General features: G+C 67.5%; 19 protein-coding genes and 1 tRNA gene. 7 read left to right on the top strand and 13 right to left on the bottom strand.

The annotated features are described in order from the left end of the window. Positions 1 to 26 precede the first annotated feature (26 nt). From QSK26_RS23735 to QSK26_RS23705, 7 genes are all read right to left on the bottom strand, one after another. Entirely contained in the window at positions 27 to 698 is a 672-nt protein-coding gene (locus QSK26_RS23735; protein ID WP_285777440.1) for a response regulator, read from the bottom strand. Positions 699 to 707: 9 nt separating this feature from the next. Beyond that, positions 708 to 2015 (bottom strand): sensor histidine kinase, encoded by a 1308-nt coding sequence (locus QSK26_RS23730; protein WP_285777439.1) that lies wholly within the window; start codon positions 2013 to 2015, stop codon positions 708 to 710. Position 2016: 1 nt separating this feature from the next. Next, positions 2017 to 3165, bottom strand: coding sequence for an acyltransferase family protein (locus QSK26_RS23725; protein WP_285777438.1), 1149 nt, complete (start codon positions 3163 to 3165; stop codon positions 2017 to 2019). Then, positions 3158 to 4135 carry an alpha/beta hydrolase gene (locus tag QSK26_RS23720; protein WP_285777437.1) on the bottom strand — a complete coding sequence of 326 codons (978 nt, stop codon included), beginning with the start codon at positions 4133 to 4135 and terminating at the stop codon, positions 3158 to 3160. The genes QSK26_RS23725 and QSK26_RS23720 overlap by 8 nt, the downstream gene beginning before the upstream one ends. Before the next feature lie 742 nt (positions 4136 to 4877). Then, a complete protein-coding gene (locus QSK26_RS23715; RefSeq protein WP_285777436.1) occupies positions 4878 to 5381 on the bottom strand; it encodes a profilin in 504 nt (167 codons plus the stop codon). Positions 5382 to 5994: 613 nt separating this feature from the next. After that, positions 5995 to 7341 carry an aspartyl protease family protein gene (locus tag QSK26_RS23710; RefSeq protein ID WP_285777435.1) on the bottom strand — a complete coding sequence of 449 codons (1347 nt, stop codon included), beginning with the start codon at positions 7339 to 7341 and terminating at the stop codon, positions 5995 to 5997. Positions 7342 to 8100: 759 nt separating this feature from the next. Further along, complete coding sequence (locus tag QSK26_RS23705; RefSeq protein ID WP_285777434.1) at positions 8101 to 8766, bottom strand: hypothetical protein; 666 nt, start codon at positions 8764 to 8766, stop codon at positions 8101 to 8103. A 174-nt stretch (positions 8767 to 8940) separates the two neighbouring features. On the opposite strand from QSK26_RS23705, the gene QSK26_RS23700 reads away from it, so the two are divergent. The 4 genes from QSK26_RS23700 to QSK26_RS23685 all read left to right on the top strand — a co-directional run bounded on the left by QSK26_RS23700 (position 8941) and on the right by QSK26_RS23685 (position 17678). Continuing rightward, positions 8941 to 12456 (top strand): DEAD/DEAH box helicase family protein, encoded by a 3516-nt coding sequence (locus QSK26_RS23700; protein WP_285777433.1) that lies wholly within the window; start codon positions 8941 to 8943, stop codon positions 12454 to 12456. Then, positions 12453 to 13886 carry a restriction endonuclease subunit S gene (locus QSK26_RS23695; protein ID WP_285777432.1) on the top strand — a complete coding sequence of 478 codons (1434 nt, stop codon included), beginning with the start codon at positions 12453 to 12455 and terminating at the stop codon, positions 13884 to 13886. The genes QSK26_RS23700 and QSK26_RS23695 overlap by 4 nt, the downstream gene beginning before the upstream one ends. Beyond that, positions 13883 to 15442 carry a class I SAM-dependent DNA methyltransferase gene (locus QSK26_RS23690; protein ID WP_285777431.1) on the top strand — a complete coding sequence of 520 codons (1560 nt, stop codon included), beginning with the start codon at positions 13883 to 13885 and terminating at the stop codon, positions 15440 to 15442. Before QSK26_RS23695 ends, QSK26_RS23690 begins: the two co-directional genes overlap by 4 nt. Before the next feature lie 109 nt (positions 15443 to 15551). After that, on the top strand, positions 15552 to 17678 hold the full coding sequence (locus QSK26_RS23685; RefSeq protein ID WP_285777430.1) for an AIPR family protein: 2127 nt from the start codon (positions 15552 to 15554) through the stop codon (positions 17676 to 17678). Positions 17679 to 18801: 1123 nt separating this feature from the next. Here QSK26_RS23685 and QSK26_RS23680 read toward each other — a convergent pair. The 5 genes from QSK26_RS23680 to QSK26_RS23660 all read right to left on the bottom strand — a co-directional run bounded on the left by QSK26_RS23680 (position 18802) and on the right by QSK26_RS23660 (position 21879). Continuing rightward, positions 18802 to 18877 (bottom strand) — tRNA-Ala (locus QSK26_RS23680). Positions 18878 to 19075: 198 nt separating this feature from the next. After that, positions 19076 to 19915 carry a carbon-nitrogen hydrolase family protein gene (locus tag QSK26_RS23675; RefSeq protein ID WP_285777429.1) on the bottom strand — a complete coding sequence of 280 codons (840 nt, stop codon included), beginning with the start codon at positions 19913 to 19915 and terminating at the stop codon, positions 19076 to 19078. Between the two features lie 399 nt (positions 19916 to 20314). Beyond that, a complete protein-coding gene (locus QSK26_RS23670) occupies positions 20315 to 21043 on the bottom strand; it encodes an HAD family hydrolase (RefSeq protein ID WP_285777428.1) in 729 nt (242 codons plus the stop codon). A gap of 59 nt (positions 21044 to 21102) precedes the next feature. After that, positions 21103 to 21222, bottom strand: a complete 120-nt coding sequence (locus QSK26_RS23665; RefSeq protein ID WP_218061633.1) for a DLW-39 family protein — start codon at positions 21220 to 21222, stop codon at positions 21103 to 21105. A gap of 171 nt (positions 21223 to 21393) precedes the next feature. After that, positions 21394 to 21879 (bottom strand): methylated-DNA--[protein]-cysteine S-methyltransferase, encoded by a 486-nt coding sequence (locus QSK26_RS23660; RefSeq protein WP_285777427.1) that lies wholly within the window; start codon positions 21877 to 21879, stop codon positions 21394 to 21396. A gap of 166 nt (positions 21880 to 22045) precedes the next feature. Here QSK26_RS23660 and QSK26_RS23655 point away from each other — a divergent pair, with 166 nt between their 5' ends. The 3 genes from QSK26_RS23655 to QSK26_RS23645 all read left to right on the top strand — a co-directional run bounded on the left by QSK26_RS23655 (position 22046) and on the right by QSK26_RS23645 (position 25346). Next, positions 22046 to 23005, top strand: a complete 960-nt coding sequence (locus QSK26_RS23655) for a sporulation protein (protein WP_285777426.1) — start codon at positions 22046 to 22048, stop codon at positions 23003 to 23005. Between the two features lie 274 nt (positions 23006 to 23279). Then, positions 23280 to 24263 carry an alpha/beta hydrolase gene (locus QSK26_RS23650; RefSeq protein WP_285777425.1) on the top strand — a complete coding sequence of 328 codons (984 nt, stop codon included), beginning with the start codon at positions 23280 to 23282 and terminating at the stop codon, positions 24261 to 24263. A gap of 69 nt (positions 24264 to 24332) precedes the next feature. Beyond that, positions 24333 to 25346, top strand: a complete 1014-nt coding sequence (locus tag QSK26_RS23645) for a helix-turn-helix domain-containing protein (RefSeq protein WP_285777424.1) — start codon at positions 24333 to 24335, stop codon at positions 25344 to 25346. Here the strand turns inward: QSK26_RS23645 and QSK26_RS23640 are convergent. Beyond that, a complete protein-coding gene (locus tag QSK26_RS23640) occupies positions 25293 to 26120 on the bottom strand; it encodes an alpha/beta fold hydrolase (RefSeq protein WP_285777423.1) in 828 nt (275 codons plus the stop codon). The two genes, QSK26_RS23645 and QSK26_RS23640, sit on opposite strands and share 54 nt — an antisense overlap.

Here is a 26120-nt window from a genome sequence, read left to right as displayed (position 1 = left end):
CGACCCCCATCCCTCCAGGCGAGCCCTTAGTGTCCGGACGGGCGCACCAGTCCCGTTTCGTACGCGAAGACCGCGGCCTGGGTCCGGTCACGCAGGCCCAGCTTGACCAGGATGCGGCTCACATGGGTCTTCACCGTCTGTTCCGCCACCACCAGCCGCTCGGCGATCTCCGCGTTGGACAGGCCCTGCGCGATCAGAGACAGCACCTCGGACTCGCGCTCCGTCAGGTCGCCGACGCGGTCCTTGCTCGGGGTGCGGGGGGCAGCGGTCATCCGGGTGAACTCGGCGATGAGGCGCTTGGTGATGTTCGGGGCGAGCAGGGCGTCACCGGCCGCCACCACACGTACCGCCTGAGCGAGGTCGGCGGCCGAGGCGTCCTTCAGCAGGAAACCCGAGGCACCCGCGCGCAGCGCCTCGTACACGTACTCGTCGAGATCGAAAGTGGTCAGCACGAGGACCTTGACGGCGGTGCCGGCCGGTTCCGTGATGCGGCGGGTCGCCTCGATGCCGCCGAGCTGGGGCATCCGGATGTCCATCAGGACGACGTCCGGGGCGAGTTCGGCGACCTTGGCGACGGCGTCGAGGCCGTTCACGGCCTGGCCGACGACCTCGATGCCGGGTTCGGCGTTGAGCAGCACCGTGAAGCCCTGGCGGACCATCATCTGGTCGTCGGCGATCAGCACGCGGATGTTCCTCAAGAGGAGTCCTCAATCGGGTCGGCGGGGCGGTTGGGGAAGAGTGGCGGGCAGGACCGCGGTCACTTCGTAGCCTCCGCCGGGGGTGGGACCGACGGCCAGTTCGCCGCCCAGCATGGCCGCGCGCTCGCGCATGCCCAACAGCCCGTGTCCGGCGGCCGGACAGGACGGGGCGGGCGCGTCCGGCGCGGTGTTGGTGACTCGGATGGTGAGGGCGTCCCGCCGGTACCCGACCTCCACCCGTGCCTCCGTCCCGGGCGCATGCCGCATCACGTTGCTGAGCGCCTCCTGGACGATCCGGAACGCCGACAGCTCGATGCCCGGTGACAGCGGACGTGGTTCGCCGGTGATCCGGGTGGTGATCGTCTGCCCGGCGCCGCGCACATTGTCGACCAACTCGCCCAGCCGGTCGAGGGTGGGCTGCGGGGCGTGCCGTACCTCCTCCGGCTCGGCTTCCTCCGAGCGCAGCACGCCCAGCACCCTGCGCAGCTCGGTCAGCGCCTCCACCGCGTTCTCCCGGATTCCCGCGAGGTTCTCCTTCAACTCCTCGGGCGGGTCCTGGACCAGGTGCGGAGCCACCTGCGCCTGGATGGAGATCAACGACATGTGGTGGGCGAGCACGTCGTGCAGTTCACGGGCGATCCGGTTGCGCTCCTCCAGCAGGGTGCGCCGGGCCCGCTCCTCGGCCGTGAGCTCCTCCTGTTTGACCAGCTCCGTACGAGCCACCCGGCTGCCGCGCAGCGCGGCGCCCACCACCACCACGGCGGCGAGGATCACGGCGGCACCGCCGACGTTGTCGCCGTGCGCCTGGGAGATGAACGTGCTGCACACCAGGCCCGCCAGGACAGTGATCACCAGCGCCTCGACCGCGGCCCGGGAGCGGACCCGCAACGCCAGCAGGAACAGCACCCCGGCCTGCAGGGCGAGCCCGGGGCTGGTCCACGGAAACAACACGGGGACGCGGGGCTCCGAGAGTCCCGCGATGACGACCATGGCGATCGTCACCGCCCACCAGGCCGGCACCGGCTGGACGAGCGCGAGGAGAAGCGCCACCGCCTGGAGCCCGCCGAGCAGCGCGGCGTACGACATCTCAAGCCCGTACTGGTCGCCGAGCTGATTGATGTTGAGAGCGGCGAGGGCACCCGCGGGCAGCAGCAACAGCATCGCGAACGCCGGAAGCCAGTCCCGCCAGCTGGGCCGCCCCGTACGCGGCAGCGGTTCGTACGCCGTCGTCCACAGGTCGTCGCGCAGGTTACCCGGTGCCGCCCGCAGCGCCGCCTTCAGCCGCCTCATGGCGCCGATCTCCTGCACGGAAGTCACCCTAGACACGCTCCACCTCCGGCGCCCCGGCGGGCCGCCTCTCGCGTTCAGCACCTGCTCTCTGCTCGTGGACACGAAATGCGGCACAACACACCAGCAGGGCCAGCGCGAACGCCGGAAGCCAGGCCAGCCGGGCGAGCACCCAGCCGAAGTCATCGGGGACGGTGTGCAGGCCCGGCAGCGGCCCGCTCGCGACCATGCCGATCGCCGTCACCGCGATCATCGCGGTCTGGTGCCAGAGGAAGACCGTCATCGCGGACAGATTGACCAGTGCCACCGCCACCCATACGGCCGGGCGGCGCAGCACCCGCCGCAGCGGGCCGAGCAGCAGCAGGGCCGCCCCGCACTGGGCGAGCCCGAAGGTGACGACCGCGAGGGTGGGCGGGTCGAGGTTCGAGGCGGCCGCGCCGGGCACCCCGACCATGGCGGCCGGGTAACCGGCCCACAGGACGAGCCCTGAGGCGGCTGCCGCACCGCCGAGCAGCAGCGCCCACCCGGTCACCCGGCCGCACAGGCTGCCGCGGGCCCGGGCCGCGCCCAGGCAGTACGGCACCGACCAGCCGGCCACCACGTTGAGCCAGCCGAGCCAGGCGGGCCCGTCCAGGCCGTACCGGACCAGGTCGACGAGCGTGACGGCGGCGAGCGGCCACAGCGGGTGCAGCTTGGCGGCCAGCGGGGTCGCCGCCGTCAGCGCCACGAAGACCAGCAGGAACCACAGCGGGGAGTACACCAGTTTGACCAGCGTGCGTATGGTCTCCCAACTGGCCCCGGAGGCGAGCATCGCACCCGCCGCCACGCTCCACACGACCAGCACAGCGGCGACGGGCCGAACCAGCCGGGCCAGCCGGGCGCCGAGCCACCGCCCGTACCCCGTGCCCCGGGCGCGAGCCGAGGCGTGACTCGCCGCCCCCACCTGCCCGCCCACCAGGAAGAAGAGCGCGAGCGTCTGGAACAGCCAGGAAACGGGGGCGAGCTGGGGCATGTGCCGGAGCGGGCTGGTGGTGTGCAAGGTGCCGCTGTCGGAGACCAGAGCGGTCACCAGCCAGTGGCCGAGCACCACGCCGAAGACGGCCAGCGCGCGTAGTGCGTCGACGGCGCGGTCGCGTTCGGGCGGGGTCGCCGCGTCGATGCGCCGGATGAGGTCACGCACCCCTGCCCGCCTCAGAGGGAACCTGTCCGGAGACGATCCTGGCGATGTTCCGCAGCGACAGGGACCCGGCGGACAGGTAGGCGCTGTGGCCGCCGTCGCCCGCCGCGAAGACGCGGGCGCCGAACTCCGGATCGACCGGATCGGCGCCGAGCCCGATGGTGGCGAAGGGCAGGCGAAGCCGCGTGTGCGGTACTCCGCCGACCCAGTCGCCGGTGCCCCGGGCAGCCCAGACGGTCGCCCGGGTGCGCAGCGCGGCGACATTGTCGGCGGTGGTGCCGGCGCTGCCGTACAGGACGATGTCCGCGACGTCCAGCCCGGGGGCGGCCCGGGCGCAGACCGCACTCCCGTAGGAGTGGCACAGCAGCGAGATCCGGGCAGCCGGTTTGGCAGTGCGCAGCTCCCGCACGAAGGCGCGGAGCCCGGGGGCGGCCTCCTCCGCCCGATCGGGTGTCATCGCTTCGAGACTCACCGTGCCAGGTGTCCGGTAGCCCAGCCAGGCGATGACGGCCGACCGGTCGCCGAGCATGCGCAGCAGTCGCATCGAGCCGCCGCGCAGGGGTCCGTACTTGTCGAGGTTGGTGTCGGCCCCGGGGACCACCACGGCGATCCGCCCGGCCCCGGAAAGTTCGCCGAATACCTCCGCGGTACGGCCGCCGTCGCGGCCGTCGAAGAACAGGAAGTGACGCGCCGGGTCCGCCATGGCGCGCAGCATCGAGGCCCGCCATCGGTCACCGTGACGGGTGGCTGTCCGTCCGGCCGCGCGGATGGCGGCACGGCCGGCGGTGTACCGCCGGTCCAGAGCCGCGAGGGTCATGGCCGGCAGCGGGGCCGAAGCGGCAGAGGCGCCGGGAACGGGCGCGGGTACGGCCGCGGCACGGGCCGCACCCGACACCGGCACGGCCACCGACGCGGCGACGAACGAGGCGAGCAGGGTGCGGCGCAGACGACTCCCGGGCGAGTGGGACCCCATGGGGGACGGTCCTTCCGTAGTGGATCTCTCATGCTTCGGGTGCCGAAGCTATGGATCCCACTTCGTGGTCGGCGTCCTGCCGAGGAGCGCACTTCTCCTGTAGCTCTGGAGTACTACGGGTAGGGGGCACGCCTGCCCGGTCGGCGGAGGCGCGGTTCACACCGGGACCCCCGCGTACGAGCGGTCCGGAGTCTCACTGTCGCGGGCCGCACTGCCAAGCGGCCCTGCCGCTGGAGAGCTGCTGCCGTGGTATCTCCGATGATCTGTAGCGCCGATAGACAGGTGTCGTCCACACAGTGATCAGCCCCATTACCCGGCGAGCCGAGGTGAGGAACGAACCCCGGCTCGCAGATCGCCCCCGACCACGGCAGACCTGGGCCACCCCGTGGCGATCGTCGTGCTGCATGGGGGCGGCGGCGCGACCCAGGGCCCGGTGGATGGCGTAGGTACGGCGCGGCGGGCGTGCGGCGACGGCCCGAAGTCCTGCGCGCCGCCGGGACCGGCCCTCAGGCCGCACGTCCCAGATCGCCCCCAGATCGCCCTCAGCAGCACGAAGCCAAGGCCGAGCATGGCGCTCTGACCTGAGCTTATGGTCGTGGAGAGCCTAGGAGATTCGAACTCCTGACATCCTGCTCGCAAACGGGAGCCGGTCACCCAGCGCTTGACGTGATGGACCCCTGCTCTGCCGTGCCGGCTGGGGCCCTTCGTCGTTTCAGGTGGATTGGTGTTGGCGGTTTCGCTGCTATGAGTGCCAGAGGTGTTTGTCGAGCGCGAGCGCGGCGTCGCGCACCAACTGCTCACCTTTCTCAAAAAATTCCCCCGTAAGCACAGCATCCCCGGGGGTGGAGTCGATGAAGCCGGGAGGTCGGGAGTGTACCGCGATGACGCCCATTGTTCGCCTCACTTGTTCATTCCCCACGTTGGCCACCAGGCAGAAGGCTCCACCGTTATCCTCCCGGCGACCATGAAAGAGGCCGTCATCAAGCCACTCCGGGTGGTGAATGCTCCATCCGGGTAGCCAGTACGTTTGGCCGGCGATGTCGACGCTATAGGGATTTATCATAGATTCACAGGCTCTCATGATGGTGTCCACCTCCTCCTTCGAGGGAGTGAAATCGTCAGAGCTGTGGGCCCAGAGCTTAAGTCCCCGGATCGTGCCGATATGAATGGATGTGTAGTCGAAAATACCGCCACTCATGAGGTTGTCGGTCAACCACTGCCTACGCTCAGGATAAACTGCCGCCATACTCCAGCCCCTTCCCGCTCCGTCCCTCGCATTAGAGGGACTGCTGGCTTCGTGGTCCCGTGCTTCGGCTCGTGAGAGCGTCTTTGCCATCGTCAACCAAGACGGGCATGCGTTCAAGGGAGGGCCAGGACCACAGGGCTGTACCGGCCCTTTGTCAGCTCCCCGGTACTTCGCAGGTCAGGACACGGATGTAGTACGAGCACCGCGGGCAGTCTCGTACCACTGCTGACCTGGTAACTTTCGGCGAAGCTTCACCGATGCCGGCGTCCGCAAGGTACACGCCCACGCCACGCGGAAGACCTGCTCGTCCCCCTCGATGTCCACCCACGAGTGGCGTTGCAGATTCTCCGGCATAGCCGATCTCGGTAAGCATGAACATCTACAGCGAGGTCCCGTCGGAAGAGATAGCGCTTAAAGACCAGGCGATCACCTAATTCCTTGGATGCGCCCACAGCTCAGAGAGGCCGCCCAATTTTCAGGCAGGGCGGCCGCTGTGCGCACGCCGCCCTCAGATACCTGGAGAGGCCGTAATGCTGCGTTCGCCGTACAACACGTACCGCCAAACGCGGCCTACCTCCGGGGCCCATCTCCAACCCCAGGCCGCCCTCCACCCCTAGCGGCCCATGTCCGGGTTCATGGAGTCGCCGGTGATGTACAGGTTCATGTGGGCGTAGTCGAAGGTGATGGCGAACGGCTTGAAGAAGTCGTGGGTGAAGTTGGCGATCGTGTCGAACTTCATCCCAGCGCCGACCTTGGGCCTTTCCTCCGCCCACCCCTTGACCCGCCGCCGCGTCGCCTTGCCGAGGCTGATCCGCTCGGGAGCGATGGGGTAGCGCACCCCGCCCCGCCCCTGCTCGGGCTCACCAAGCTCGATGCCGGCGCGTCCGGCGAGGTCGAGCGAAGTGCCGACGCCCCGGCCGGGGCCGCCGGTGTCGAAGGTGACGACCCGGGGCCCGAAGTCGTTGAGCGAGCCCAGCGTGCAGGGGAAATGGTCCTTCGCCAGCCACAGCGGCAGGACGTCACCCTTGAGCCGTGCGGCCTCGGTACGGACCCTGCGCAGGTTGGCCTCGGTCTTGCGGCGCATGATGAACTGCTGGTGACCGTAGTCCATGGTGGTCAGGAAATGGTAGAAGTGCACGGTGCCGATGGTGCCCTGCGCCTCGGTGCCGTCGGGCAGGTCCGGCCGGTCGGCCTCGTTCCAGTGGACGGGCGCGTTGCGGACCTCCAGGTCGCCGATACGCACCGACTTGGCGATGCCGTAATACATCGTGAACTGCTGCCCGTCGGCGCTTCCCCTGCTCTCGGAGATCACCTCCAGGCCGGCCTCCTTCGCCAGTTGCATGCTGAGGCCGGCCGTCGTCGCTCCCGTGTCGAGTTGGAAGATCCTCGGCTGTGTCCCGTTGATGGAGATCATCATGTGCGGCAGGGGTTCGAGCCCGAGGAAGGGGATCCGGGTGGTCTGCGGGCCGTGCACCTGCCAGGGGGTGCCCCGGATCGTCTCGTACAGCTTGGCGAAGGCGAGGTCGGTCTGCGAACCGGTCAGCTCGCCGCGTTTGCGCAGCCAGGGCACGGCTTCCGAAAGCCTGTCCTGGCGGACGTAGCAGTCCGCGAGCTGGTAGAGGGAGAATTCGTCGTCGGGCTTCAGGCTGACGGCGCGTTTGAGGAACTTCTCGGCGTCGGCGAACCGGTTGGACAGCAGAGCGATGTAGCCGATCTGCGCGGCGGCCTGCGCGTTGTCCGCGTTCTCCTTCAGCCGGCGCCGGTAACCTTGCTCGGCACGCTTGAAATGACCGTCCTTGAACAGTTGGTCGGGGTCGTCGGCGGACCACGGAGCGGCGGCCATGGCGCTCGCGCCACCCATGCCGAGCAGCGGCAGCGCCGCACCTACTCCGGCGGCCAGCCCCGCGCGTCGCAGGAACTGTCGACGATCCAGTCCCGGAAGAGTCTCTTCGTCGTGCATGGCCGGGCTCCTGAGGGTCGTGGCGATTTCGGCGGCGATCTGCCCGGCCCGTTTCCCCGGCGGTCGCGGTGGAGGAGTCCGGGCAGAGCCTGCGTCAGGAAATCAGCTCCGCCGTTTCCTCTGCGTTTGCGCTCGCCTTCGGCCGCATCGAGCATGCGAGAGCCGCGCCGGGCACGAAGCCTTCGAAAAACCCCTGGTCAACGCCCAGACGGAGGATATGGCCTCTGACCTGAGCTTTCGTTTGAGTGGAGCCTAGGAGATCCGAACTCCTGACATCCTGCTTGCAAACGGGAGCCAGTCACACGTTGTTGAGGCATCCCCCATGCTCAGGCGTGCGCTGATGGGTGTCAGAGTGAGGCGCTGCGCGGCCCTGTTGCTGTACTTCTCTGCTGTACAGCAACCCACCTCATCAGGGGCCCTCCTCATCCTCCTCCAGGTGCCGGCGATCCTCTTCATTCGCCAGGTTGTTCCGATCGGCACCTGACTGGGCGATCCGGCCGAGGTCTCGCTGGGCGCTCGGACTGTCCGGGTCCCGCGCCACCTTGGACATGATCCGTCTCTTGGCACCTGCGTCCTCGCCTTTGCTCCTTCCCACAACACGATCTACGCGTTTGGTCGCCGTGGCCTCAAGTAGCCGTGCATCCACCATTTCGGGCGTGATCGCCTCGTACGCTGTCGACGGGACGTCCGCATCCGATCCGTACCCAGCTAGAGATCGTCCATCAGTGTCCATCACTGGAAGAAACTCCTGCTCAGCCGCTATGAAGGCGCCCCGTCGATGGCCACGAGTATTGCGGCGGCGATCATTTCGAGCGTCTCGACGGCCTCCATGGCCTGCGCGGCGTTGATGGGGCGCTTCTCATCGTTGTTGTCGTGGTCGCGATCTGACTCGTGAGCGATCTTGTTTCGCCGCCAGACGATTGAGCCGAGCAACTTGCGAACCTGGTTGACACTCAGCTTCTCGGCACCTGCCTCGCGTTCATCGTTGACGATTCGGGTGACCGTAGCCCAGAGGGAGACGTCGCTGACGATGGCGAAGCCGTCCTTGATGTCGTCAGGGCCCTGGTAGGTCTTCCGCCCGATGACCGTGCGCAGATGGCGGCGGAGGGCGACGTCCAGGGGGAGATCCGAGTGGTGCACCTTCTCAAACAGCTCCATGGGGATGCTGAATTCGAGGAACTTGCGTGGCTTGGTGATGCCGGGCTGTTGAGCGAGCAGGATCGTGCGGTGATAGACCTCCTGGTGCACCCAGTGGTCGAGCGCGGCCACGCCCTGGACCCAAGCAGCCCTGTGCAGGTCATCGACATCGCAGGATGTGACTCCCATAGCCGCCAGGTGACTGCCCGCGTGGATGAGCTGCTTGGCGTAGGCCAAGTTGCGCTCAAAATCAACAAAGGCCTGAGTCTTCTGCGGGTATTGGGGCACGCGGCGTCCTTCGGGGGTGGCTGCTCCAGCTGGGCAGTTATGCCCACGGCGACACGGGAGAACCCGTGATCAGATTGTGCCCTACCTTGCGCGCACGAGACGCGCATTTTATTGCCGGTCGCACGATGTGCGTCGGGCACACTTAAGGAGACGGGCCGGACGGAGGGTGTACGGGTGGCGGTTGATCCTCGCTTGCGGGTTCTCGCGGAGCATTCGGCGAACTTTGGCTTCCTCCTGCAGCATGAATCGCTGCTTGTGGCCTATGGCGCTGGCGCGGAGTCGATCGTCTTCACCGACCCGAACGGCGCGCTGGTTAAGTGCCGGCAGTTCATCGAAGTCTTCGCCTCGGTGCTGGTGCGAGCAACGGGGATCCCCGTTGAGGGAACTGACCTGGTCGATCAGATCCGGGCGCTGAGCCGCGCAGATGTGATCACCCCAGGTGTCGCTTCCGCCCTGCACGAGATCCGCAAGACCGGCAACGCCGCGGTGCACCGGCACATGGCTGAGGCCGCCAGCGCCCTGCGCTGTCTGGAGCGCTGCTTCCAGCTTGGGTTGCTGCTACACCGCGCCATCAGTGGTGCACGCGAACTGGTCGCGTTCGTACCACCCCAGCCGCCGTCGGCCGCCATCACCACCCCAGACCTCGCCGCCGAACTGGAGCGGCTGAAGAACGAGCTGGCTGACGCCAAGCTCGCGATGGACGGCACCCGAACGCGTCAGCAGGCCGAGGCTGAAGCACGTCAGCAAGCCGAGGCCGAGCTCGCCAAGGCACGCGCCGAACGCCAGACGGCGGCGGATCAGGTGCTGGCGATGGAGAAGCAGCTCCAAGGCCTACGCAAGGAGTTCGAGGGTCGCGAGCCGGTCAAGGTACGGCCCAGCCAGCGAGAGGCCATTGCTCAGCGGGCACGGCGGGCCGCGCCACTGACCGAGGCTCAGACCCGTACGAAGATCGACCAGGCTCTCGCTGAATCCGGCTGGGTGGTCCAGGACCTAGATCAGATCGACCACTCCGCCGGGCGCGGCATCGTGGTGCGTGAGTTCCCCGTTGGGCGCAAGCGCGCAGACTACGTCCTGTTCGTCGACCGCAAGCTTGTCGGCGTCATCGAGGCCAAGCGTGAGGGCACCTCGCTCATCGGCGTGGAATGGCAGTCGGGCGACTACGCCGGCGCGATTCCTGGTGATTACCGGATGGCAGTGTGGCGGCGCGACGAGCCGCTGCCGTTCCGCTACGAAAGCACCGGCATCGAGACCCGCTTCACCTTCAGGCTCGACCCGGACGCCGCCTCGCGCGAAGTATTCTCCTTCCACCGGCCAGAGACACTCGCCCGTTGGATGGCCGAGGCCGACGACAACCCTGAGGCTCCGACCTTCCGCGCTCGGCTTCAGGCCATGCCCACGCTGGATGAGTCGAGTCTGCGTCCCGCCCAGGCGACGGCAATTCGAAACACGGAAGGCCATCTGAGCAGCGGCCACCGCCGGGCGATGGTGCAGATGGCTACGGGCGCTGGCAAGACCTTCACAGCGGTTTCGCTGGCCTACCGGCTCTTTGAGTACGGTGGAGCCAAGCGTGTCTTGTTCCTCGTGGATCGCAACAACCTAGGCGATCAGGCAGCAGGAGAATTCGCCCGCTATGTCACCAACAGCGGGCAGACCCTGGGCGAGGACTACACCGTTCAGCGCCTGTCCTCAGGCACGGTGCTGGATTCGGCCAGCGTGGTCGTCACGACGATTCAGCGGCTGTACCGGGCGCTGTCCGGCCAGCCACTCCCCGCGGGGGATGCCGATGATGAGGCTATCGACGAGTTCGAGCCGCCGGCCCCGGTCGACGCCGTCTACAACGAGGGGCTGCCACCAGAGGCATTCGACCTGATCGTGGTAGACGAGTGCCACCGCTCGATCTTCGGCCGCTGGCGGGCGGTCCTGTCCTACTTCGACGCCCCGGTGATCGGCCTGACCGCCACGCCGAGCGTGCAATCGCGAGCCTTCTTCGGCGAGCCGGTCAGCGAATACACCTACGACGAGTCGGTGCAAGACAAGGTCAACGTCGACTTCGCGGTGTTTCGGGTTAAGACGAAGATCGGCGAGTCGGGCTCGACCATTCCAGGGCTGGATGAGGAGGGCACCCGGACGGTGGTGCCGCGCCGCGACCGCCGTACGAGGCAGCAGTGGTACGAAGAGCTCGATGAGGACCTCACGTACGGCGCCGAGGAGATCGGCCGGTCTGTTGTCGCCCGTGATCAGATCCGCACGGTGATCACCGCCTACCGGGATCGCGTGTTGCCCGCACTCTTTGAGCAGTACACCACCTCGGTGCCTAAGACGCTGATCTTCGCCAAGGACGACTCCCACGCTGATGACATCGTGCAGATGGTGCGTGAGGTCTTCGGTAAGGGCAACGACTTCTGCGCGAAGATCACCTATCGCTCCAAGGCGGCCGGCAACGACCCAAAGGAGCTCCTGCGTCGCTTTCGGACCACCTCGGAGATGCGCATCGCGGTCACCGTGGACATGATCGCGACGGGGACTGACGTTAAGCCCTTGGAGTGCGTGTTCTTCATGCGCAGCGTGAAGAGCCCGATCTACTTCGAGCAGATGAAAGGCCGCGGCAGCCGGACGATCGATCCGGACGACTTCCAGGCGGTCACTCCTGACGAAAGGGTGCTCCGCAAGGACCGGTTCGTCATTGTGGACGCGGTCGGCGTCACCGATCACCCACTGGTCGATGCCACCCCGCTCAACCGCGACCCCGATAACCGCCTCAGCCTTCGCCAACTGTTGGCACGTGCCGCCCGCATGGGTCTGGACGAGAACCAGACCGCAACCTTGGCATCTCGGCTGGATGCTCTGGATCGGCAGATCAGCGACGTTGAGCGTGACGAGCTGGCTGCTGTTGGACAGGGGACTTCGCTACGCGACCTGGTACGGCGACTCGCCTCGGCGGTGGACACCCAGACGCTCACCCTGTTGGCTGACGAGGGTGGGCAGGGCGCCGTGAGTGAACGGCTACGCCAGGCTGTTCAGCCCCTGGCCGACAACCCTGAGCTGCGCGAGCGCATCGCGGAGATCCGGACCAAGCATGATCAGACGATTGACGAGATCAGCCAGGACGAGGTCACGCACACCGTGATCTTCACCAGGGAGCAGCTGGCGCAGCAGACGGTTGAGTCGTTCCGCGCCTATCTGGCGGAGCACCATGATTCGATCATGCTTATTCGAGCCGTCGAGGGTGGCGGCACTGCCAAGTTGTCCTGGGGGGAAGTGACGGACCTGACCAATCGGATCGAGCGGCTTCCCAAGGTCGGCAACGTGACTCGACTGTGGACTTGTTACGAGGCGTCAGGCACTCCGATGGGAACGCGCGGGCATGAGGCGAAGCCCACGGACCTGGTCTCGATCCTGCGCTACGAGCTTGGACTGGACTCCGAGCTGAAGCCGTTCCGTACGGTCGTTGAGGAGCGCTACACTGCCTGGCTGACTCGTCACGAGTCGGCTCAGGGGCAGTTCTCGCCGATGCAGAAGTGGTTCTTGGACCGACTGTGCGAGATCGTCATTGGTAGCGCCGAAATTGCCGATGACACGCTGGATTGTGCGCCGTTCGACTCACGCGGGGGTGAGGACGCCTTCTACGATGCGTTCGGCGACCGCGCCACAGCACTCCTGGACGACCTGACGAAGGAACTCACCGCATGACGCCATTGCTCCCGACTCCTGACTCGTGGGCGTGGACAACTCTCGGTGAGATCGCCGATGTCGTCGGAGGCGTCACGAAGGATGCCAAGAAGCAGTCGGATCCTAATCTCCCGCTTGTCCCGTACCTGCGTGTCGCTAATGTCCAGCGAGGTCGTCTTGATCTGACGACCGTGACTGAGATCCGAGTACCCGAAGCGACTGCTGAACGGCTACAGCTGTTGCCCGGGGACGTGTTGCTGAACGAAGGGGGCGATCGAGACAAGCTCGGTCGCGGCTGGGTGTGGGACGGCGAGATTCCGAATTGCATCCATCAAAATCACGTTTTCCGAGCACGCGTCATCGACGGGATTCTTGATCCGAGGCTTCTGGCGTGGTTCGCCAACGAGTGCGCTCAAACGTGGTTCGAGACGAATGGAAAGCAGACAACAAATCTCGCCTCGCTCAGTCTCTCGCGAATCAAAGAACTTCCCCTTCCTATCCCGCCTCTGGCAGAACAACAGCGCATTGTCACGATCCTCAACGATCGCTTGGTGGAGGTCGACGCAGCAATATCAGCTCTGACGCAGGCGAATGGCCGAGTTGGAAGGTATCTGGAGGCTGTGGTTGCGCGTGAGCTTGACCATATCGAGTCAGTTGAACTGGGCACTATTCTCGCCGAGAAGCTCATCAATGGACGCTCTGTCCCTACACGTGACGACGGCTTCCCAGTCTTGAGGCTTACTGCGATGGCTTCCGGCTATCTTGACCTCTGTGAGCGAAAAGGGGGCGACTGGACGGAGCGCGAGGCACGCCCCCATTTGGTGAAGCGCGGCGACTTCTTCGTGAGCAGAGGCAACGGCTCGCTTTCGCTGGTCGGGCGAGGCGCGCTTCTGATGGATGAACCCGACCCAGTTGCCTTCCCGGACACCATGATCCGAATCCGTGCTAATCGTGAGCGTATCGATTCTGAATTCCTACGTATCGTCTGGCAGTCATATCTAGTCCGTCAGCAGATCGAAGGTGCGGCTCGAACGACTGCCGGAATCTACAAGATCAACCAGTCCATCTTGGAGGGGATCAGGATTCCCCTCCCACCGCTGGAGAAGCAGGCACAGATCGTGGCCACGATCCAGGAGGCAGAAGCCCTCGTTGGAACGATTGGTGGAGCAGCCACTGTCTCGATAAGTCGATGCCGCGATCTCCGGCGCCGCCTTTTCGGAGAGGCATTCCGAGGTCGATTGACGCAGCCAGAGGTCGGTGACGAGCCGGCGGAGGGGCTGCTCGATCGAATTCGGCTTGAGCGGGCGGCGGAGGCGATGCCTCGCAATCGCACCAAACGTGGCGTAAGTCGTACTAGGATCAAGAAGATCTCATTCCCCGCTGATGCTGGAGGGGTTGTCTCGGCCGGGGGCCAGGAGAGTCTGTTCGAGCAGGGAGAGGTGTCGTCGTGACGCAGGTGGATGTGATTGATCCGGAGTCTGTGGAGACGGCGGCGCACACCCGAGCGCTAGTGGACAAGCTGTGGAGCTACTGCGATGTCCTCAGGGATGCCGGAGTGCCCGCGATCGACTATGTCGAACAGCTCACATTCCTGCTCTTCCTCAAGATGATGGACGAGAAGGAGAAGAAGGCCAAAGAGAAGGCGGAGCGGCGCAAGCTGCCCACGCCACCGCCGATTCTCCCCGTGGGGATCAGCTGGGACCTCTTGGCCAGCAAGAAGGGTCCAGACCTCAAGGACTACTACGAGCATCTGCTGCGCGAGCTCGGCAAGCGCAAGGGAATGTTCGGCCTGATCTTCGCGGGAGCGCAGAACAGGATCCAGACGACCTCGCTGCTGGAGCGCCTGATCAAGGAGCTGATCGGCAAGATTCACTGGTCCCGGGAAGGCGTTGACGTCAAGGGTGACGCCTACGAGGAGCTCTTGTCGCGCAGCGCGAGCGACGTCAAGTCCGGTGCGGGGCAGTACTTCACGCCGAGGCCGTTGATCCGGGCCATGGTGGACGTGATGCAACCCACCCCGGACGACATGATCGTTGACCCTTCCTGCGGAACTGGTGGCTTCCTGCTGCTGGCCAACGAGTACATCCGCCGAGAGTTCCGGATGGAAGCACTCAACCCGGACCAGCGGAATCGGGTGACCAAGGGATTGGCGTTCCATGGGGTTGAGCTGGTGCGGGCGACCGCCCGTCTCGCGGCGATGAACATGCTGACGCATGGGGTGGTGCCGGACGAGCACTACGAGATCATCAAGGTCGGCGACGCCCTGGTTAACGAGCCGACAGTCCACGCGACTCTGGTCCTGGCCAATCCGCCGTTCGGGCAGAAGACCGCCATCAACGTGGTCGACGAGAACGGCAAGGTCGTCAAGGACGAGGCGATCTACTCCGAGCGCGATTTCTGGGTGAAGACGAAGAATAAGCAGCTCAACTTCGTGCAGCACATCGCCAAGCTGATGAAGATCGGCGGTCGAGCGGCGGTGGTCCTGCCCGACAACGTTCTCTTCGAGGGTGGCGCCGGGGAGAAGATTCGCCGGGAACTGCTCAAGGACTACGACGTGCACACCATGCTGCGTCTCCCCACCGGGATCTTTTACGCAGGTGGCGTCAAGGCCAACGTACTGTTCTTCGAGCGGAAGCGACCTGCGGCTGAGCCGTGGACCAAGAAGCTTTGGGTGTACGACTTCCGCACGGGGGAGCGCTTCACTCTCAAGCAGCGCCCACTCCGTCGCGAGCACCTCCAGGAGTTCGTCAACGCCTATCTGCCGGGCAAGGATCGAGAGGAGCGCGTCGAAACCGAACGCTTCAAGCCGTTCACATACGAACAACTCCTGGCACGGGACAAGGTCAACCTCGACATCTCCTGGCTTAAGGACACGTCGGCTGACCTCGATGAGGAGTTGTCGCCATACGAGATTGCCAACTCCATTGCCGCCGACCTTGAAGCCGCCCTGGAGCATATCCGAACAATAGCCGAATCCTTGTCGATACCTGCCAGGGAGGGGCAGTAGCGCCCTCGGAGCTATGGGTCGGGATGTCCGGGGATAAACATCCGGATGGTCTAGATTTGCACCCCGCCGGTGCCATGATCTCTTTGTCACGTTCCGACAAGGGGAGATCATGGCCAAGCCAGGCGGGATGCCGTTGCGAGTTCAGCACGTCGCAGGCGCGCTGCACAAGGAGTTCGATGGCCTGATCCACATGGCCGACTCGAAGAAGATGGCGCCCGAGGAGTTCGAGCGAAAGTTCCTCAGCCGGGCCTTGGCGGCCTTCGTCGCCCGGCGACTTGCCGATCTCACGCCAGAGCAAGCCGCTGAAGCCGTCATTGATGGCGCAAACGATGTCGGCATCGACGCGATCGCGTTCGCGGACAACGGCCTGCATTTGCTCTTGATCCAGAGCAAGTGGAAGGACAAAGGAACCGCGGGCTTCGGCATCGACGACGCCCGTGCGTTCTGGGATGGGCTCACCTCAATCGACCAGCAGAAGTTCGAGCGGTTCAACGAGCGGTTTGAGGCACATGCGGAGCAGGTCAAGACGGTTCTCACAGATCCGCGAGGCCGCATCACGCTCGTGGTCGTGCTCATGGGTGAGGGGGCTCTGTCCGCGGCGGTGTTGGAACGCTTCCACGCCCTAGAGGATGAGTTCAACGTCGGCTTCGACAAGAAGCTCGACCATGATGTTTGGTCGCTCCAGCGCGTCTGGGAAGCCGTGCGAGACGGGCTCGCGGAGCCACCGATCCATCTGAGCGCTCACATGGACGAATGGCTCCGCATCGGCGAGCCCTACGATGCATACCAGGGGCGGGTGTCGGCTGTCGAAATCGCGCAGTGGTACGTGGCGAATGGAGATCGGCTCTTTTCGAAGAACATCCGGCGCTCGCTGGGTCTCACCGCAGTGAATCACGAGCTGGTGAACACTCTCCTCACCAGCCCTGACGACTTCTGGTACTTCAACAACGGGATTACTGTCTTGTGCGATCGCGTCGACCGGAAGGCATGGAGCCTGAGTCACAAGGGTCCTGCCGAGGTGCTCATGGATGGCGCGAGTGTGGTTAACGGTGCCCAAACTGTAGCGGCCATCGCAGAGGCCGCGCGTAGGAATCCTGACCAGGTCGCGGAGGCGTATGTCGCGGTCAAGGTCATCAGCACGGGTAACTGCCCAGCGGGTTTCGGCAACTCCGTCACACGGGCGACGAATGTTCAGAACCGTGTTGAACAGAGGGACCTTGTCGTCGCGCTGGATCCAGCACAGGTCGAGATCCGCGAGGACTTCGCCCTCTCGCTTGACAAGACCTATACATTCCGGCGGGGTGAGCCCGACCCGCTTCCCGAGGCCGGCTGTTCTGTCGTGCAGGCGGCGACCGCGCTGGCGTGCGCACACCGCAAGGTCGACCTAGCCGTTCGAGCGAAGCGAAGCACAGATCTCCTGTGGGAGGCCGAAACCTACGCGCTCCTGTTCAAGCCCGCGCCCAGCGCCTTCCAGATCTGGCACTCCGTCGTCATCATGAGGGCTGTAGGCGCGGCCCTCCAAGACGCCAAGATCCAGTGGACAGGACGCGCCCGGTCTGTGGCTGATCAGGCAGATTTTCTGGTCACTCACATCGTGTTCAGATGCATTGATCTAGAAGGCATCGACACGCCCGACTATGACCTCACGTCGGTGCTCGCGAGAATCCCGGACCTGGTTGCTTCCATCCTGACCTGGTTGATCGTTGCGATCGACTCCGAATTTGGAGTCACATCCTTTATCAGCAGCACGATCATGAACCCTTCTCGCTGCGTGCAGCTCGTCGATCTCGTTGTAGCCCATGTGGCGGATACCGCACTCGTCCCCGACCTGCCGGCCGACTACAGGCCCGCACCCCGCCCGAAGCGTCCGAGACGACCGAACGCGGTCCCCACCCTCGTGGATGCTGGACGAATCCAAGAAGGCGCCATCCTGGCGTTCGAGTGTGCCACCAAGCCTGAGCGTGAGGCTATCGAGCGTTGGCTGGCTGAAGATTCTCGCCGAGGCCAGGCGGCATGGACCAACGATCGCTCCAAGCCACTCGTCTGGGCCGTTGATGGCAAGAACTACTCGCCGACAGGCCTGGTGACGGAGATCTGGAACAGAGCGAGCTGGGATCCCGAGGTGCGTCCGGTCGCGGTTCAAGGACCTTCTCGTTGGGCGATCAAGGGGGAAGGCACCCTCTGGCAACTGGCGCTCGATGTCCTCGCGCAACGCGAAGAAGGCTATGACGAGTAGGTTGCCAGCAGCGTCATGCTCTTTAGGACGATAGGGGGTCGGCCGCTACAGCGGATCTGTGCGGGTCCATTCGTTACCGTGGCCGACCGGGAGCGTGGGGAGGTGATCCTCGTTCCCGCTGCTGCCCGTAAGCCTCCGGCCGCTGAGTCTCCTGACGTCTCGACTCTGCTGTAAGCGACGATTTCGAGCGGGCTCGGGTGTCTGGGCGCATCCCGGACCTAACACGAGTTGCCGGAGCGTTCGCGCAGAGCTTCCGCCCCACGGGACTTTCGGTCGCGGCTCACGCCTTCATTCGATGGCAAGTGGACCCGTACCGCAAGGCCGCCAGGCCTGAGGAACGGAAGCCGCGCGGCAGCCTTACGGACAGGACATCCAGGCTGCCGAAAGTTTTCTCACCTGAGGCTGCCGCTTGGCATTCCTCAGCGCGTGAGCGGCGGCGGTCGCGACCGGCCGGAGAGCCGCAGCGCGGCCGCCGACCGTTCACGCGCGGTGGGCCCCGCCTTTAAGGACGTAGAGAAAGTTCTCATCCAGCAGACCGGGCGATTTTGTGATCTTGAGTCGCCTGCTCGTGTCCCCGTTGGTCCGAAGCGCGGCAACGGCCTCGATGCAGCGCTCGTCCCGCTGTAAGTTCTACGCTGCTTGCCCTGTCAGAAGCGCGAGCCACATGCCCCAGCCCTCGCAGACGGATACCCGGTGAGTTTCGTGTGTGGAGAGCCGGCCTTGATTTGTACGCCTGAGGTAGCTGAGCCCGCCGGCTGTGCACACCTCAAACACGACGTCCTGACAATGGCACGTCCAGGCGATCACCCTGTGCCGCGTATCCCCTCGTGGCTGGATCCAGTCCAGCCGGACACACCCGGCCTGCTCAAGAGCGACGTGCGGCGCCAGACAGGAACTCACGAAGACCCCGTACGGCCTGCGCCTCTCGGCACTGGCCACCTCACGTCCCGAGTGCGTCGCGCTGCTTGATGACCTGGTCGCGCTGACGGCACGGCGACGTGCCGAGCAACCTGCGCCGGGAGGAGGCAGTGGCCGTTGCTGTACTTCGCTGCTGTACGGCTCTCAGATCGCCGCAGCAGCACGAAGCCCAGGCCGACCGTGGTGCTCTGACCTGGGCTGATGGTGGTGGAGCCTAGGAGATTCGAACTCCTGACATCCTGCTTGCAAAGCAGGCGCTCTGCCAGCTGAGCTAAGGCCCCGCGGGAGCCGTGGCCTGGCGTGATGGTTCTGGGCTCCGGTCGTACACGGTAGCAATCGGGCCGTCTTCGCGCCACTTGATATGCGGGGGCGCGTCCTTGGCGGGTGCGTTCTGGGAGGGGGCTCGGGGTGATCTGTGAGAACCGGTGCCGGGGGGGTGACGGCGGCGAGTCTGTCTTGGGGGCGGATGGGGGGCGGGGTCAGGGTCGGGGGTGAGGGATTGCGTGGTGGGTGCGTGGGGTGGGGGGCAGGGGGTGGTGGGTGAGGTCGTGGAGGAGGGTTTCGGTGGCGCGGGTGGTTTGGAGGGTGTGGGGGTCGAGGGTGGCGGTGATGATCTCGGGGTGGGTGGGGGACGCTTCGGTGATCAGGTGGCCGTCCGGGCCCCAGATGGCGCTGGCGCCGCAGGTGTCCCAGCCGCCGGTGCGGCCGATGTGGTTGGAGAGTACGGCGTAGCAGGTGTTGTCGAGGGCGCGGGCGGGGAACCACGTACGCGACTCGTGGTAGCCGTGGCCGACGCTGAACAGGGCGCCCACGACGTAGGCGTGGCAGCCGTCGAGGGCGGCGGCGCGGGCGTGTTCGGGGAAGCCTGAGTCGTAGCAGATACCGAGGCCGAGGCGCCAGCCATCCACATCGAGGGTGCAGCCCGCCTTGCCGGGGCGGTAGACCTGCTGCTCGTGCTTGAAGAGCATCTGCTTGTCGTAGCGGGTGACGAGGCGGCCGTCGCGGCCGATCACGAGGGCGGAGACGTACAGGTCGTCCTCGTCCAGGACGGCGGCCCCGACGATGGCGACGGTGGCGGTCTCCCGGCAGGCGGTGGTGATGGGGGTGAGGCGGGGGTCGTCCCGCTGTACGGCGTGGCGGGTGGGGGCGGATTGGATGAGGGCGGGTTCGTAGCCGGTGAGGAACTTCTCGGGGAAGACGATGACGTCGGCGCCGGCCTGGGTCACCATCGCGGCCACGGTTGCCGCGTTGGCGTCTACGTCGCCTGGCATCGCCTGGGCCTGTGCGGCGGCGATGCGGATGGGGTGTGTGGGGGTCACGGGGCCGCACGTTAGCAGCCGGCTTCTGTGCCGCCTTTGGGGCGGTCTCTCCCTGGGCGCCGTACGGGGGCGCCGGGCACCGCCGTACCACGTCTCACCGTCGCGGCGCCCTTGTTGATTGCAGCGTGGAGGCTTTGGGGTGGCGGCTGCCTGTGTCCACGTCTCGCCATCCGCGTCTCGCCGTGCACGTCTCGCCCTCCACATCTCGCCGCCGACGCGGACCCCGGTGTGGAGGGTTCGTGGCCCTGGAGCTCCGCCGTGCCACGTTCGCCGTCGTGGTGCCCTCGTGGAGTGCAGTGTGGAGGTTTTGGGTGCAGGATCCCTGTGTCCGCGTTTCGCTGCCGCCGCGGGCTCCGAGTGTGGAGGTTTCGCTGTCTGAGGGTCCCGCTGTGCTGCGTCTTAGCTTCGCCGTGCCTCTGTATGGGATTCGGCGGGGTGGGGGGTGTCGAGGAGGAGGGTGGGGAAGTCGGCTATGGAGTCGAGGATGTGGGTGGCGCCGCCTTTGAGAAGGCGGTCCTTGCTGTGGACGCCGGTGAGGACGCCGGCGACGATGGGGGCGCCTGCGCGTCTGCCGCACAGCATGTCGCTCTCGGAGTCGCCGGCGACGGCGACCTCGCGGACGTCGGCGATGCCGAGGCGGAGGACGGCGGTCAGCACCATGTCCGGCCAGGGGCGGCCGCGGCCGGCGTCTTCGGGGCAGATGGCCAGGTCGACCTTGTCGAACCAGTCGATGTTGGCGAGGACCCTGCCCAGGGTGCCGCGGCTGAAGCCGGTGATCAGAGCGATCTTGATGTCGGCGCCGCGGAGCTTGTCGAGGGCTTCGACGGTGCCGGGCAACGGGACCAGGCCGGCTCGCTCGATCGCGCCCTCGTAGGATCGCTCGAACGTCAGGTTGGCCGCCTGGGCCTGCGCCTCGTTGCCGGGGAAGATGCCCCGGAAGACGTCGATCTTGGGGCATCCCCGGGCCCGGTGCACGTGCACCATGGCACGTGCGTAGGCCCCGGTCCCGGGGACGATGCCCTGCGTGGCGATCGCCTCGGTGAACGCGCGTTCGACCATGGCGATGTCACCGATCGTGGTGCCTGCGAGATCCAGACACGCCAACCTGACGGGCGTGGCCGTGGTCATGCCTACCCCTCCGTCGCGTTCGTGGATCAGGGACACCCGCGTTACGGCGGCCGAGACGGTCAGTTGTCGCTGCCGGTCGCCTCGGTCCACAGATCAAGCTCGGCGCGGTCGGCCTGCACCTTGCGCCAGACGAGCAGCCCCCCAAGAGCGACCAGCGCCAGAACGAGCAGCTTCTTCACGGTGTGACCCCACTTCTTCGACGGTCTCACCTGCCGGGGTGAGACGACGCCCGGTTCTAACGGTTCTTTGCAGCCTAGCAAGCTATCCGGGTGCCGCCCGGTTTGCCACAGAACACGTTCCCGAGTTTCCGCCATCCGGAGCGCGCCTTGCCACGGTCCGCGTTCGCCCGGTCACGGTGTGCCGCCGCGCCGCTCGAAGGCGAGGAGGCGTTCCTTGCGGTCGATGCCGCCGCCGTAGCCGCGCAGCTCGCCGGTGGAGCCGACCAGGCGGTGGCAGGGCACGATGATGCCGGCGGGGTTGCGGCCGTTGGCGTGCCCGACCGCCCTGGCCGACCCCGGCCGGCCGATCCGCGCGGCCAGCTCGCCGTACGTGGCGGTCTCGCCGTACGGGATCTCCTGCAGGGCGGCCCAGACCGTGCGCTGGAACGGCGTGCCGGACAGGCGCATCGGGAGGTCGAAGACGGTCCTGCGCCCCTCGAAGTACTCCGCCAGCTGCCCGGCGGCCTCGGCGAGCGGCTCGTCGTCGCGCACGCCGAAGGTCTCCTGCGGCGGGCGGTAGAGCTGGGAGTCCATGTAGACGCCCGCGAGCGCGCCGCGGTCGGCCACGAGGGTCAGCGGCCCCATCGGGCTGTCGATCACGGTGTGCACCCGGTCCATGCTGCGCTTCCTTCCGTGCGTCAGGGCCAAGTCGTACGCCAAGCATTCCGGCTTCTCGGACATCCTGCTGGCGGAAATCCGACACCTTCACGATCTGGGAACCGGAGCCCTTCCCCGGCCGTTTCCCAGTCGGTCAATGCAGGCTCTGCGAGGGAGAGAGGAATCCGTGGTCTTCAAACGGATGTTGGGCGCCTTCGGCGTCGGGGCCCCGTCGGTGGACACCGTGCTGTCCACCCCGCGTGTGCTGCCGGGGGGCATCCTCACCGGTGAGGTGCGGATCAAGGGCGGCGATTTCGAAGCCGAGATCGAGCGGGTCACCCTCGGGCTGGTCGCCAGGGTGGAGGCCGAGCACGCGGAGGGCGAGTCGTCCGGTGTGCTGGAGTTCTTCCGCGGTGACGTCTCGGGGCCGTTCCGGCTCGCGAAGGGCGAGGAGCGGACCGTCCCGTTCCAGCTCCCGGTGCCGTGGGAGACGCCGATCACCGAGGTCGACGGGCAGCCGCTGCACGGCATGGCCCTGGGCGTGCGCACCGAGCTGGCCATCGCCAAGGCGGTGGACAAGGGCGACCTCGACCCGGTGTCGATCAGCCCGCTGCCCGCGCAGACCCGGGTGCTGGAGGCGTTCGGGCAACTGGGGTGCCGGTTCAAGGGGGCCGACCTGGAGGTGGGCCGGCTGCACGGCGTGCACCAGCAGCTGCCGTTCTTCCAGGAGATCGAGTTCTACCCGCCGGCCGACTTCGCCGGGCGGGTCAACGAGATCGAGCTGACCTTCGTCGCCGACCCCGGCTCCGTGGAGATCATCCTGGAGGCCGACAAGCGGGGCGGCATGTTCGGCTCCGGCGGCGACTCCGTCGGCCGCTTCCACGTGTCGCACGACGACGCCCTGCGGATGGACTGGGCGGGCGAGATCCACGCCTGGCTGTCCAGGCTCTCGCAGCAGCACCATTACGGCGGTGACCACGGCGGCCACAGCCACTACCACCACGACGACGACCACCACCACCACCGCCACGGCGGCCCGGGGATGGGGACCGTCGTCGCCGCGGGCGCGGCGGGGGTGGTGGCCGGATTTGTCGCGGCGGAGGCCATCGACGAGGTCGGCGACTTCTTCGAGGGCGACGAGGACTGATCCAGGCCACTCGAGGGCGACGAGGACTGATCCAGGCCACTCGAGGGCGACGAGGACTGATCCAGGCCACTCGAGGGCGACGAGGACTGATCCAGGCCACCACGAGGCGCATTCCGCGCCGCCCCGAAGCCCTCTGCCGTGCCCGGCGGGGGGCTTCGCGGTCTTCGCGGAGGACCGCCAAATGGCGGGGCAGGCCCTGCGGGTGGCGCTCGATGTCCGCGGCCGGCGTGTTTCACGATGGAGTCGGAACGTCGTCACCGCACCGGAGGCCCCTATGAGCATCGACCTGCCTGCCACCCCGGCTCCCGTGGGGCCGCCGCCGCCCTTCGACTCCGAGCTGGCCGCGGCCCTGACCCTGATGGGCGAAATGCCGGCGTTCACCCTGGAGATGCTGCCGGCGATGCGGCAGGGGGTGACTCTCCCGCACGAGGAGCTCAGCCGGGACGGGGCGTTCCTGGTGGAGGACCGGACGGTTCCCGGGCCGGCGGGGGAACCGGACATCTCCCTGCTGATCTGCCGTCCGGCGGAGGTCACCACGCCGCTGCCGGCGATCTACCACACGCACGGCGGCGGGATGATCATCGGGGACAACCGGACGGGCATCCCCGACATGCTCGACATCGCGCGGGAGCTTCAGCTCGTGGTCGTGTCGGTGGAGTACCGGCTCGCGCCCGAGCACCCGCACCCCGCCCCCGTCGAGGACTGCTACGCGGGTCTGACGTGGACCGCCGAGCACGCCGAGGAGCTGGGCATCGACCCCGATCGCATCGTGGTCGGCGGCACCAGCGCGGGCGGCGGGCTCGCGGCGGCGATCGCGCTGCTCGCCCGCGACCGGGGCGGCCCCGCGCTGATCGGCCAGCTCCTGCTGTGCCCGATGCTCGACGACCGCAACGACACCCCGTCCGCCCTGCAGATGGCGGGCGTGGGCGTGTGGGACCACAGCGCCAACGAGACCGGCTGGACGGCGCTGCTGGGCGACCGGCGCGGCGGCCCGGACGTGTCGCCGTACGCCGCCCCGGCGCGGGCCACCGACCTGTCCGGCCTGCCGCCCGCGTTCATCGACGTGGGCTCGGCCGAGACGTTCCGCGACGAGGACGTGGCCTACGCCTCCAGGATCTGGCAGGCGGGCGGCCGGGCCGAGCTGCACGTGTGGCCGGGCGGTTTCCACGGTTTCGACCTGCTCGCCCCGCAGGCCATGGTGTCCCAGGACGCCAAGGCGGCCCGGGTGCGCTGGCTGCGGCGGCTGCTCGACGCCTGACCGGTACCCGCGGCCGGTCGGGAGGCATCCGGCCGCGCCCCCGGCCGGGAGGCGAGGCAGGATGGGCTGATGAAGGAGCTTGCCGGCCGGCTGTCCGCGCTGGATCCGGACGCCGGCGCAGCGATCCAGGTCATCGCCTACTTCGACCGGCTCGTGGCGGATCGTGCCGGTCTGGAGGCGATCGTCCGTGGGGCCGCCGTGCTCGCCGGGTGCCCGGCCCGTCTGGTCGACGCCGACCGCCGGGTGCGGGTCCGGGTGCTGGCCGACGGGCTTCGGCAGGACGCCGGGCCGCCGCCGGATCCGCAGTGGCCGACCGTGCCGGTGCCGGGCGGGACGGCGCGGCTGTGGCTGGAGCGTCCGGGCCCGGCCGGGCCGGTGGGCGCGATGGTGCTGGAGCGGGCCGCCGCCGCGGCGCGTGAGGTGCTGGACCGCACCAGGGGCCGGGCGCCGTCGAAAGGTCGCCGTGAGGATCCCGCCCTGGTCGAGCTGCTGCTGGACGCGTCGGCGCCGCGCGAGGCCCGGCTCCAGGCGGCCCGCGACCTGGGATTGGCGAAGACGGCCCCGGCCCGTGCCGTGGCGCTCGAAGGCGGCGAGGCGCGGATCGTGCCAGGTTCGCCCCCGGCCGATCCGTCCGGCGACCTGGGCGGGCGGCGGGCCGGGATCGGGCCGGCCGTGCCGGTGCTGGACCTGCCGGATTCGTGGCCGCCGGCGCGTACGGCGTTGCGGCTGGCCGCGGAGGGGACCGACCAGGATCCGGGGCCGCGGGTGGTGTACGCGGACGAGCTGGGCGGGCTGGCGGTGCTGGCCGCGGCGGTCGGGCCGGGATCCGAACCGCCGCCCGACGTGCGCTCCCTGGACCACGCGGGTGCCGCGGCCCCCTGGATGCTGCCCACGTTGCACGCGTTCGCGTATGCGCCGAGCCTGCGTACGGCGGCGGCGGAGCTGACCGTGCACCATTCGACCTTGCAGGACCGGCTGGCGCACGCGGAGCACCTGCTCGGCTGGAGCGTGCGCACCCCGCGCGGGCGGCTACGGCTCCAGCTCGCGTTCGCCCTGCGCCGCCTGCACCGCCACCCCGTCTAGGAAGGCGGCGATCGCGGCCCGTACGGCGTCCGGCTGTTCCAGGTGCACGTCGTGGCCCGCGCCGGGCACGCGTACCACGGTCGTGTCCGGCCGGCGACGCACCATCTCCCGCACCTCCTCCGCCGGGATGATCCCGGTTTCCGCGACGACGAGCAGGGCCGGGCAGGTCACCCTTTCCCACTCGGCCCAGTACGAGCGCCGGGACAGCTCGGCCACCGAGGCGACCATGAGCTCGGGCTCGAACCGCGGCCACCACCCGCCGGCGCGTTCCTCCAGCCCGGCCGCCCATCCGGCGCCGGCCGGACCGCCGCCGAAGAACTCGGCCGCGGCTGCCACCGACGGGAAGGGCACCGGCCAGGACGCGAGCCAGCGTTCGATGACCTGGGGATGGCCGGGTCCCGCGCCGCCGGGACCGGCCTCGACGAGGACCAGCGCGCCGACCCGGTCCGGGTGGGCCGCCGCCGTCAGCAGGGCCGTGTGGCCGCCGAGCGACTGGCCCGCGACGATCGCCTCGGCCACGCCCAGGTCGTCCAGGACGGAGACGACGTCCGCGACGTACGCCGCCCTGGACATGTCGGCCGGGTGGCGCTCGCTCGCCCCGTGGCCGCGCTGGTCAAGGGCGATCACCCGGTGCCGTTCGCGCAGCCACCCTGCCGCGTGCGCCCATTCGCCGGCGTGCCCGGCCAGCCCGTGCAGCAGCACGACGGGCGTCCCCGGCCCCTCGTGCACGTGTGCCGTGAGGCGTACCCCGGCCCCGGCCACCGCGCGCTCCAC

Origin of the sequence: Microtetraspora sp. NBRC 13810 (assembly GCF_030268685.1) — a bacterium.
Classification (GTDB): domain Bacteria; phylum Actinomycetota; class Actinomycetes; order Streptosporangiales; family Streptosporangiaceae; genus BSRQ01.
This window is presented reverse-complemented; position numbering and strand designations above follow the sequence as displayed.

What these genes read in the sequence shown, in the direction of transcription:
- QSK26_RS23685 (WP_285777430.1), top strand. Translation starts at nt 15,552, where the DNA reads ATGGCCAAGCCAGGCGGGATGCCGTTGCGAGTTCAGCACGTCGCAGGC.
- QSK26_RS23715 (WP_285777436.1), bottom strand. Translation starts at nt 5,381, where the DNA reads ATGGCGGCAGTTTATCCTGAGCGTAGGCAGTGGTTGACCGACAACCTC.
- QSK26_RS23710 (WP_285777435.1), bottom strand. Translation starts at nt 7,341, where the DNA reads ATGCACGACGAAGAGACTCTTCCGGGACTGGATCGTCGACAGTTCCTG.
- QSK26_RS23660 (WP_285777427.1), bottom strand. Translation starts at nt 21,879, where the DNA reads ATGGACCGGGTGCACACCGTGATCGACAGCCCGATGGGGCCGCTGACC.
- QSK26_RS23695 (WP_285777432.1), top strand. Translation starts at nt 12,453, where the DNA reads ATGACGCCATTGCTCCCGACTCCTGACTCGTGGGCGTGGACAACTCTC.
- QSK26_RS23650 (WP_285777425.1), top strand. Translation starts at nt 23,280, where the DNA reads ATGAGCATCGACCTGCCTGCCACCCCGGCTCCCGTGGGGCCGCCGCCG.
- QSK26_RS23720 (WP_285777437.1), bottom strand. Translation starts at nt 4,135, where the DNA reads ATGGGGTCCCACTCGCCCGGGAGTCGTCTGCGCCGCACCCTGCTCGCC.
- QSK26_RS23670 (WP_285777428.1), bottom strand. Translation starts at nt 21,043, where the DNA reads ATGACCACGGCCACGCCCGTCAGGTTGGCGTGTCTGGATCTCGCAGGC.
- QSK26_RS23645 (WP_285777424.1), top strand. Translation starts at nt 24,333, where the DNA reads ATGAAGGAGCTTGCCGGCCGGCTGTCCGCGCTGGATCCGGACGCCGGC.